At 36.2% G+C, this 6,723-nt stretch carries 6 protein-coding genes; 4 read left to right on the top strand and 2 right to left on the bottom strand.

Annotated features, from left to right (window positions below; translation table 11 throughout):
• Nucleotides 1-68: 68 nt before the first annotated feature.
• Nucleotides 69-1,127: an N-acetyl-gamma-glutamyl-phosphate reductase gene (gene argC, locus FJR09_RS01065; RefSeq protein WP_168653211.1), complete on the bottom strand. Its 1,059-nt coding sequence runs from the start codon at nucleotides 1,125-1,127 to the stop codon at nucleotides 69-71.
• Between the two features lie 210 nt (nucleotides 1,128-1,337).
• On the opposite strand from argC, the gene FJR09_RS01060 reads away from it, so the two are divergent.
• Together FJR09_RS01060 and FJR09_RS01055 are read left to right on the top strand one after the other, a co-directional pair.
• Nucleotides 1,338-1,559 carry a helix-turn-helix domain-containing protein gene (locus tag FJR09_RS01060; protein ID WP_015080221.1) on the top strand — a complete coding sequence of 74 codons (222 nt, stop codon included), beginning with the start codon at nucleotides 1,338-1,340 and terminating at the stop codon, nucleotides 1,557-1,559.
• Nucleotides 1,560-2,390 carry a ScaI family restriction endonuclease gene (locus FJR09_RS01055; RefSeq protein ID WP_168635469.1) on the top strand — a complete coding sequence of 277 codons (831 nt, stop codon included), beginning with the start codon at nucleotides 1,560-1,562 and terminating at the stop codon, nucleotides 2,388-2,390.
• A gap of 21 nt (nucleotides 2,391-2,411) precedes the next feature.
• On the opposite strand, the gene FJR09_RS01050 is transcribed toward FJR09_RS01055, so the two are convergent.
• Entirely contained in the window at nucleotides 2,412-3,263 is an 852-nt protein-coding gene (locus FJR09_RS01050) for a site-specific DNA-methyltransferase (protein ID WP_168653212.1), read from the bottom strand.
• A gap of 292 nt (nucleotides 3,264-3,555) precedes the next feature.
• Here FJR09_RS01050 and ribBA point away from each other — a divergent pair, with 292 nt between their 5' ends.
• Both ribBA and FJR09_RS01040 read left to right on the top strand, forming a co-directional pair.
• Nucleotides 3,556-5,229 (top strand): bifunctional 3,4-dihydroxy-2-butanone-4-phosphate synthase/GTP cyclohydrolase II, encoded by a 1,674-nt coding sequence (ribBA, locus tag FJR09_RS01045; protein ID WP_168653213.1) that lies wholly within the window; start codon nucleotides 3,556-3,558, stop codon nucleotides 5,227-5,229.
• Nucleotides 5,230-5,426: 197 nt separating this feature from the next.
• The gene (locus FJR09_RS01040; RefSeq protein WP_168653214.1) at nucleotides 5,427-6,719 is read left to right on the top strand and encodes an ATP/GTP-binding protein; all 1,293 of its coding nucleotides are present in this window, start codon (nucleotides 5,427-5,429) and stop codon (nucleotides 6,717-6,719) included.
• The last annotated feature ends 4 nt before the right edge of the window (nucleotides 6,720-6,723 follow it).

Genomic DNA, 6,723 nt, shown 5'->3' with positions numbered 1-6,723 from the left:
AGCAGGGGGAGAATATTAACTTTTGCCTCTTGCCTTCTGTTCCCTTTTTCCCTGTTCCCTGTTCCCTTTTAAGGATAAAACCCAATTTTAGGTAATCCCAAGGTTTCATCCCAGCCTAGCATCAGGTTCATACATTGAATTGCTTGTCCAGCTTGACCTTTAATGAGGTTGTCAATGGCTGACATGATGATAACTCGCCCGGTGCGGGGGTCAACTTCTATACCAATGTAACAAGAATTACTACCACACGCCCATTTTGTTTGGGGATAAGTGCCACTATTGCAGATTTTCACCCAAGGGGAATTACGATAAAAGGCACTGTAGATGGTAATGAGGTCATCACGGACTAAACCAGGATCGCGCATAGTGGCGTACACAGTGGCTAAAATCCCCCGCACCATGGGGATGAGGTGGGGTGTAAATTGGATTTTTACCTCATGTCCTGCCAATTCACTACAAATCTGCTCAATTTCTGGGGTGTGGCGGTGTCTACCAACGTTATAAGCACCCAGTGAGTTATCAGCTTCGGCTAACAACAGGTTAATTTTACCTTGTCTGCCGCCTCCAGATGTGCCGGATTTGGCATCAATGATGGCTGTTTCGGGAACTATTAAACCTTGTTTTAACAGTGGGGACAATGCCAGTAAACTGGCTGTAGGATAGCAACCGGGACAGCCAATTAGATTTGATTCGGCAATGCGATCGCGGTATAATTCTGGTAAACCATAAACTGCTGTCGCGGCTATGGTGCGATCGCTTCTTTCTGTACCATACCAATCTGTATAAGTTTTCAAATCACCAAAGCGATAATCAGCACTCAGATCCAGTACCTTGCAGCCTTTTTCTATAAGTTGGGGAGCAATTTGGCAAGCCAGTCCATTGGGTAAAGACAGAAATACCACTTCACAACGACTAGCAATAATATCCGGTTGTACTGCTTCAATGGGCAAATCTACTATATTACCGAACTGTGGGTAAAGGTCAGCAAAGGATTTACCTGCACTACTTTCACCACCTAAATAAACAATTTCCACTTGAGGATGATCCATCAGCAGTCGCACTAGCTGTACTCCGCCATACCCTGACGCGCCAACAATTCCAACTGGTACGCGTCTTAAATTTCCCATGATCTTAAATCCTTATCCACTTTTAGTTATCTATTATCAATCATCAGCAGTCAAGCTAGTAGCTAATTACTAATGACTTTTGATTGAACTTTCGCAGCATTGTATAGCAAAGCGGATCTTTTAGCGTACCTATAATCACAAATATCTTTAAAAAATAATCACACTCATAGTGTGTAGAAAATCAGTACCACTAAAGATTATGTTTGCTATGTGACAGAAAATTCTCAACTTCAAAAATTTGGCGAATATATTCGCACAATCAGAAAAGCGCAAAATCTTTCTCAAGAACAGTTAGCAGAACTGTCAGGACTACATCGCAACTATATCGGTGGTGTTGAACGTGGTGAAAGAAATATTGCTTTGTTAAATATTATCCGTATTGCTCAGGCTCTGGGAATATCACCCAGTGAATTATTAAAAGGTTTAGATTAAATGGTATTTCCTTATGCCAGTATTCCAGTTGAAAAATGGGCAGATAAAACAAAAGAACTGATAGAAGAACATCCTCTCAAGCCAAATGTTATTAGAGAGGTTGCTTTAAAGAGTTGGCAGCTTTTATGGCAAACAAAAATAGGAGAGGAAGACACATATTTGAGCCTGGCAGAAATTGATCCACCAGCTATTATGGTGGGTTATTTTTTTGAAAAACTATTTGCCAAAGAATTGCAAAAGCGTTATCCAGAAGAATGGAGAGGAACACAATGTAAAGATGAAAAAGATATTGTTTATCTAAAGGATACAAGATATTCAATAGAGATAAAAACTTCTGGTCAGCTTGGCACAAAAATTTTTGGAAATCGCAGCTATGGTCAAAAAGCAAAAGATGAAAATAATGAGGAGCTTGCTAAAAAAGAAAAGTCTGGTTATTATATTACAGCTAATTTCTACCAGCAAAGTTTAACATTATTAAGATTCGGTTGGATAGATCATGAAGACTGGAATGCACAAAAATCAGCAACAGGTCAGGCATCTGGTTTAGATCAAAAAGTCTATGAGCATAAACTTTTTACAATATCAGGAGAATATATTTTAGATTCTCCTGTTAATTTATTATGTAAAGTTGGTGATGTAATTGCGAATGAGATGAATAAGGAAGGAATAAAAATTATTCAGGAATTAAGTGATTATCAAGGTAATAATCAAACTGTTAAAAAAGCCAAAGTGCAGGAAAAATATCACAATATACTTAAATTGAATTCAGGGATTGAAAAATTTGCACTGGGCAAAAACATAATAAATGGTGTTTGGTGGTGGTTAACTTAAAAATATAAAATTACTTTTATTTTATACAAATAAAGACATTTGTTCTACTTGACAACTTTGTTCTTTCAAAAAAGTTTCAATTCTATTAGCAGCAATATCACAGTAATCTTGACGAATTTCAAAACCAATTACTAGCCGATTTAAATCTAAAGCTACCATAGCAGTAGTACCTGAACCCAAAAATGGATCTAGGATAATTTGATTTTGATTTGAAGATGCTTGAATTATTCTTTGAATGACAGCAGAGGGAAACTGTGCTGGGTGTGGTGTTCTTTCTTTTGAAGATCGGTTTTGTCCAGAAGTTACTTTCGGAAATTCCCAAACATCAGTGGGATTTTTACCTAAAGGATTAACTTTGATTTTTCCATTCTTTTTTTGATTGGGATATTTAACATTAGGATCACGAATATCATCCAAATTAAAAGTATAAGCTTCTGAATTTTTTACATACCACAAAAATTTCTCATTTCTAGGTGAAAAGAACTTACTTCCTGCGACTCCAGCACCATAATTCCAAACAATTTCCTGAATTAAATAAAAAGGAATTTTATCCCAAAGTAAATAGGAAATAGGAATTGCTTTAGCACGATTTTTAATAGATAAATAACCTAAATTTAGCCAAAAAGCTCCATCACATAAAGTCAGACGATAAACTTCTGTTATCCATTTTTCACACCAATTTATATAATCGTCCAATGGTAATAAATTTTCATATTCCTTGCCAATATTATACGGCGGACTGGTGACAGTTAAATTAATTGATTCATCTGGTAAAATTTTCATTGCCTCTAAACAATCTAAATTGTAAATGAGACAATTAGACGTTTGAAAGTAGGGTTTACCTAGTAATTTACTTATATCATTGAAATTCATAGCTTAATAATCTGTATATACGGGACTCTAAACTATTAATAGTATATATGAACTATTTTATTGTCAAGTAACAGTTTAAGTAGGTGAACGGAAAAAAACCGAAATATGTAACGAAAAGTAAAATCGCCCAAACCCTCTTCACTCTTGCCTCTTGCCTCTTGCCTTGTCATAACGACGATTTTCAATGCTAACCTACTTAGTTATCTCACAAAACCTCTAATTCCGATAAACAAGCTACAATCTAAAATAAGAAATTGTTAAAAAACTTTACGTTAATAGCTGGAAATTTTCTGTGTCACAGCCTAATATTACCCAAACCTTTAAATTTGATCCTATTGATGCCGCTTTGGCCGATCTCAAAGCCGGTCGTGTCATTGTTGTCGTAGATGACGAAAATCGAGAAAATGAAGGTGATTTAATTTGCGCCGCCCAATTTGCCACCCCGGATATGATCAACTTCATGGCTGTAGAAGCCAGAGGACTGATTTGTTTGGCAATGACAGGCGATCGCCTCGATGAACTAGACTTACCATTAATGGTCAGCAAACTCACAGATACTAACCAAACCGCCTTTACTGTTAGTATTGATGCTGGTCCCCATTTGGGCGTTAGCACTGGCATTTCCGCCGAAGACCGCGCCCGCACGATCCAAGTCACCCTCAACCCAGCCACCAAACCGGAAGAATTACGTCGTCCTGGTCATATTTTCCCCCTGCGGGCTAGACCAGGAGGCGTACTTAAACGGGCAGGACATACAGAAGCCGCTGTAGACCTATCCAGACTAGCGGGACTGTATCCAGCCGGGGTAATTTGCGAAATTCAAAACCCTGATGGTTCAATGGCGCGGTTACATCAGTTAATGGAATATGCCAAAAATCATCACCTGAAAATTATCAGTATTGCTGATTTAATCAGTTATCGTCTCCAAAATGATCGCCTGATATATCGAGAAATCATTACCAAACTCCCCAGCCAGTTTGGTCAGTTTGATATTTACGGCTACCGTCACACCCTAGATAATACAGAACACGTTGCCATTGTCAAGGGAGATCCGGCAAATTTCCGAGATGAAGCCGTAATGGTGCGAATGCACTCGGAATGTTTAACAGGAGATGCTTTAGGATCTTTGCGTTGCGACTGTCGGATGCAGTTACAAGCCGCATTAAAAATGATTGAAAATGCTGGTCAAGGTGTCGTTGTTTACCTACGTCAAGAGGGACGGGGCATAGGTTTAGTTAACAAGTTGAAAGCCTATTCTTTGCAGGATATGGGCTTGGATACAGTGGAAGCAAATGAGCGTTTAGGGTTTCCTGCTGATTTGCGTGATTATGGCATGGGAGCGCAAATTCTCATGGATTTGGGCATTAAAAAAATTCGTTTGATCACTAATAATCCCCGTAAAATTGCTGGTGTCAAAGGTTATGGATTAGACGTGGTAGATCGTGTTCCCCTCTTAATTGAGTCTAATGATTTTAATTCCTATTACCTAGCTACTAAAGCTAAGAAATTGGGACATATGCTGTTACAAACTTATCTAGTTACAGTTGCCATACATTGGCAAGATGAACCGGAATCGGTGACTGAACGTTATGAACGATTAGAGAAATTACGGTATTTATCCAAAAATCAACATTTATTGTTACAGGAAGAAGCCCGTCCCTTGGGAATCGCTTTATTTGATCAACCCTCTTTAACTGTACATTTAGGTTTTGACCAAGCTAATATTGCTGAATCCAATTGGTATCAACAAAAAGGTCATCCTTACCTGCAAGCAATTTGCCAGATTTTAGATGAAATTGCAACTTTACCCTATATTCAGAAAATGGAATTTCTGATTGCGACAGGTAGCGATCCTTTGAGTAATTTGCAAGTACAGTTAGATAGGCAAACTTTCGCTGATGGTGTACTACCTTCTTCTTTAAAAGGTATTTTTCAAACACAGCACATTTACAGTTTTAGTAAGTAGGGTTTGCTGAATTTCCATAGATTAATCATAGCTTTAGTTTTATAACTAGAGCTATTTGTTGATTATTTATGTATGCTTGAATAACCCCACAAATAAAAGTTGCTATTAACTAGACATTAGCAAGTACAAAAAGTATAATTTTTACTATTTATAATAATTTGTGGGTTATAGACGGATAACCAACTAAAAATAAAGTCATGCTTGTAGAATTTAGTGTAGAAAATTATCGTTCAATCCAAGAGAAGCAAACATTAAGTATGGTAGCTGCTGAAGATGAAACCATGCTGGATAGTAATACTTTTCCTGTCCCTAATAATGATGATTTACGCTTAGTTACAAGTGCTGCTATTTATGGTCCTAACGCTTCAGGTAAAAGTAATTTACTCAAAGCTATGCAAGTGCTGAAAAATCTTGTCATTAACTCAGCTAGTAGAATGCAAATTGGGGATAAATTACCTGTTGAACCATTTAGATTAAATAGTGAAACAGCAAAAAAGCCTAGTAGTTTTGAAGTGATTTTTATTCATGAAAAAATTCGTTATGAATATGGAGTTTCTTTAAATCGAGAACGAGTATTTGAAGAGTGGTTAATTGCTTATCCGAATGAAGTTCAACAAAACTGGTTTTCTCGTGAATATCTACCAGATAATCCAACATTTGAACCAAATGAAGGTTATAAATGGTCTTTTGGTAAAGGATTAAAAGGGGAAAAAAAGCGTATTCAAAGATTTGTTCGTTCTAATTCTTTATTTATATCTCATGCTGCACAAAATAATCATCCTCAATTAACAGAGGTATTCGATTTTTTCCAAGATGAACTAAAAATTATTCTTCATATAGATACACCCTTCATAGTTGATGATACAAATAATGAAGGTTATTATAATTATATGGTTAAATTACTAAATGAAGCAGATATAGGTATTGCTGATCTAAAAATTGAAATTATACCTGAAACATTAAATGATGATATGATTCATCGAATTCAACAGGAAATGCAGAAGCTAGGAATCAACGCAATAAGCAAAGATATTCCTGATTTTGGCAGATTAGATATTATCACTGTACATAAAATGAATGACTCTGATAAAACGGTAGAATTTGAAATTGATGAAGAATCTGATGGTACAAAACGCTTATTTGAAATAGCAGGATATTGGTTATATGTATTGCAAAATGGAGAAATATTAATAATAGATGAAATAGATAGAAGTTTACACCCAGTTCTTTCTAAAGCATTAATAAAAATGTTTAATAATCCAGAAATTAATAAAAACAATGCTCAATTAATATTTACAACTCATGATACTACATTATTAGATGGTGAAATATTCAGACCTGACCAAGTGTGGTTTACTGAAAAAGATAACAGCATGACTAAACTATATTCATTGTTTGACTTTCGACCTCGTGAAGATGAATCTTTACAAAAAGGTTATTTACTAGGTCGCTATGGTGCTATTCCTTTTATTAATGGGTTGAGTCTTTAAAAAT

The organism is Dolichospermum sp. UHCC 0406, from assembly GCF_009712025.1.
GTDB classification, from domain to species: Bacteria; Cyanobacteriota; Cyanobacteriia; order Cyanobacteriales; family Nostocaceae; genus Dolichospermum; species Dolichospermum lemmermannii.
The sequence above is the reverse complement of the archived record's forward strand: the minus strand, read 5'-3'. Positions and strand labels throughout refer to the sequence as shown.

Bases quoted from the DNA above. Each gene is read 5' to 3' on its own strand.
- FJR09_RS01040 (WP_168653214.1), top strand. From the start codon at position 5,427: ATGCTTGTAGAATTTAGTGTAGAAAATTATCGTTCAATCCAAGAGAAG.
- FJR09_RS01055 (WP_168635469.1), top strand. From the start codon at position 1,560: ATGGTATTTCCTTATGCCAGTATTCCAGTTGAAAAATGGGCAGATAAA.
- argC (WP_168653211.1), bottom strand. From the start codon at position 1,127: ATGGGAAATTTAAGACGCGTACCAGTTGGAATTGTTGGCGCGTCAGGG.
- FJR09_RS01050 (WP_168653212.1), bottom strand. From the start codon at position 3,263: ATGAATTTCAATGATATAAGTAAATTACTAGGTAAACCCTACTTTCAA.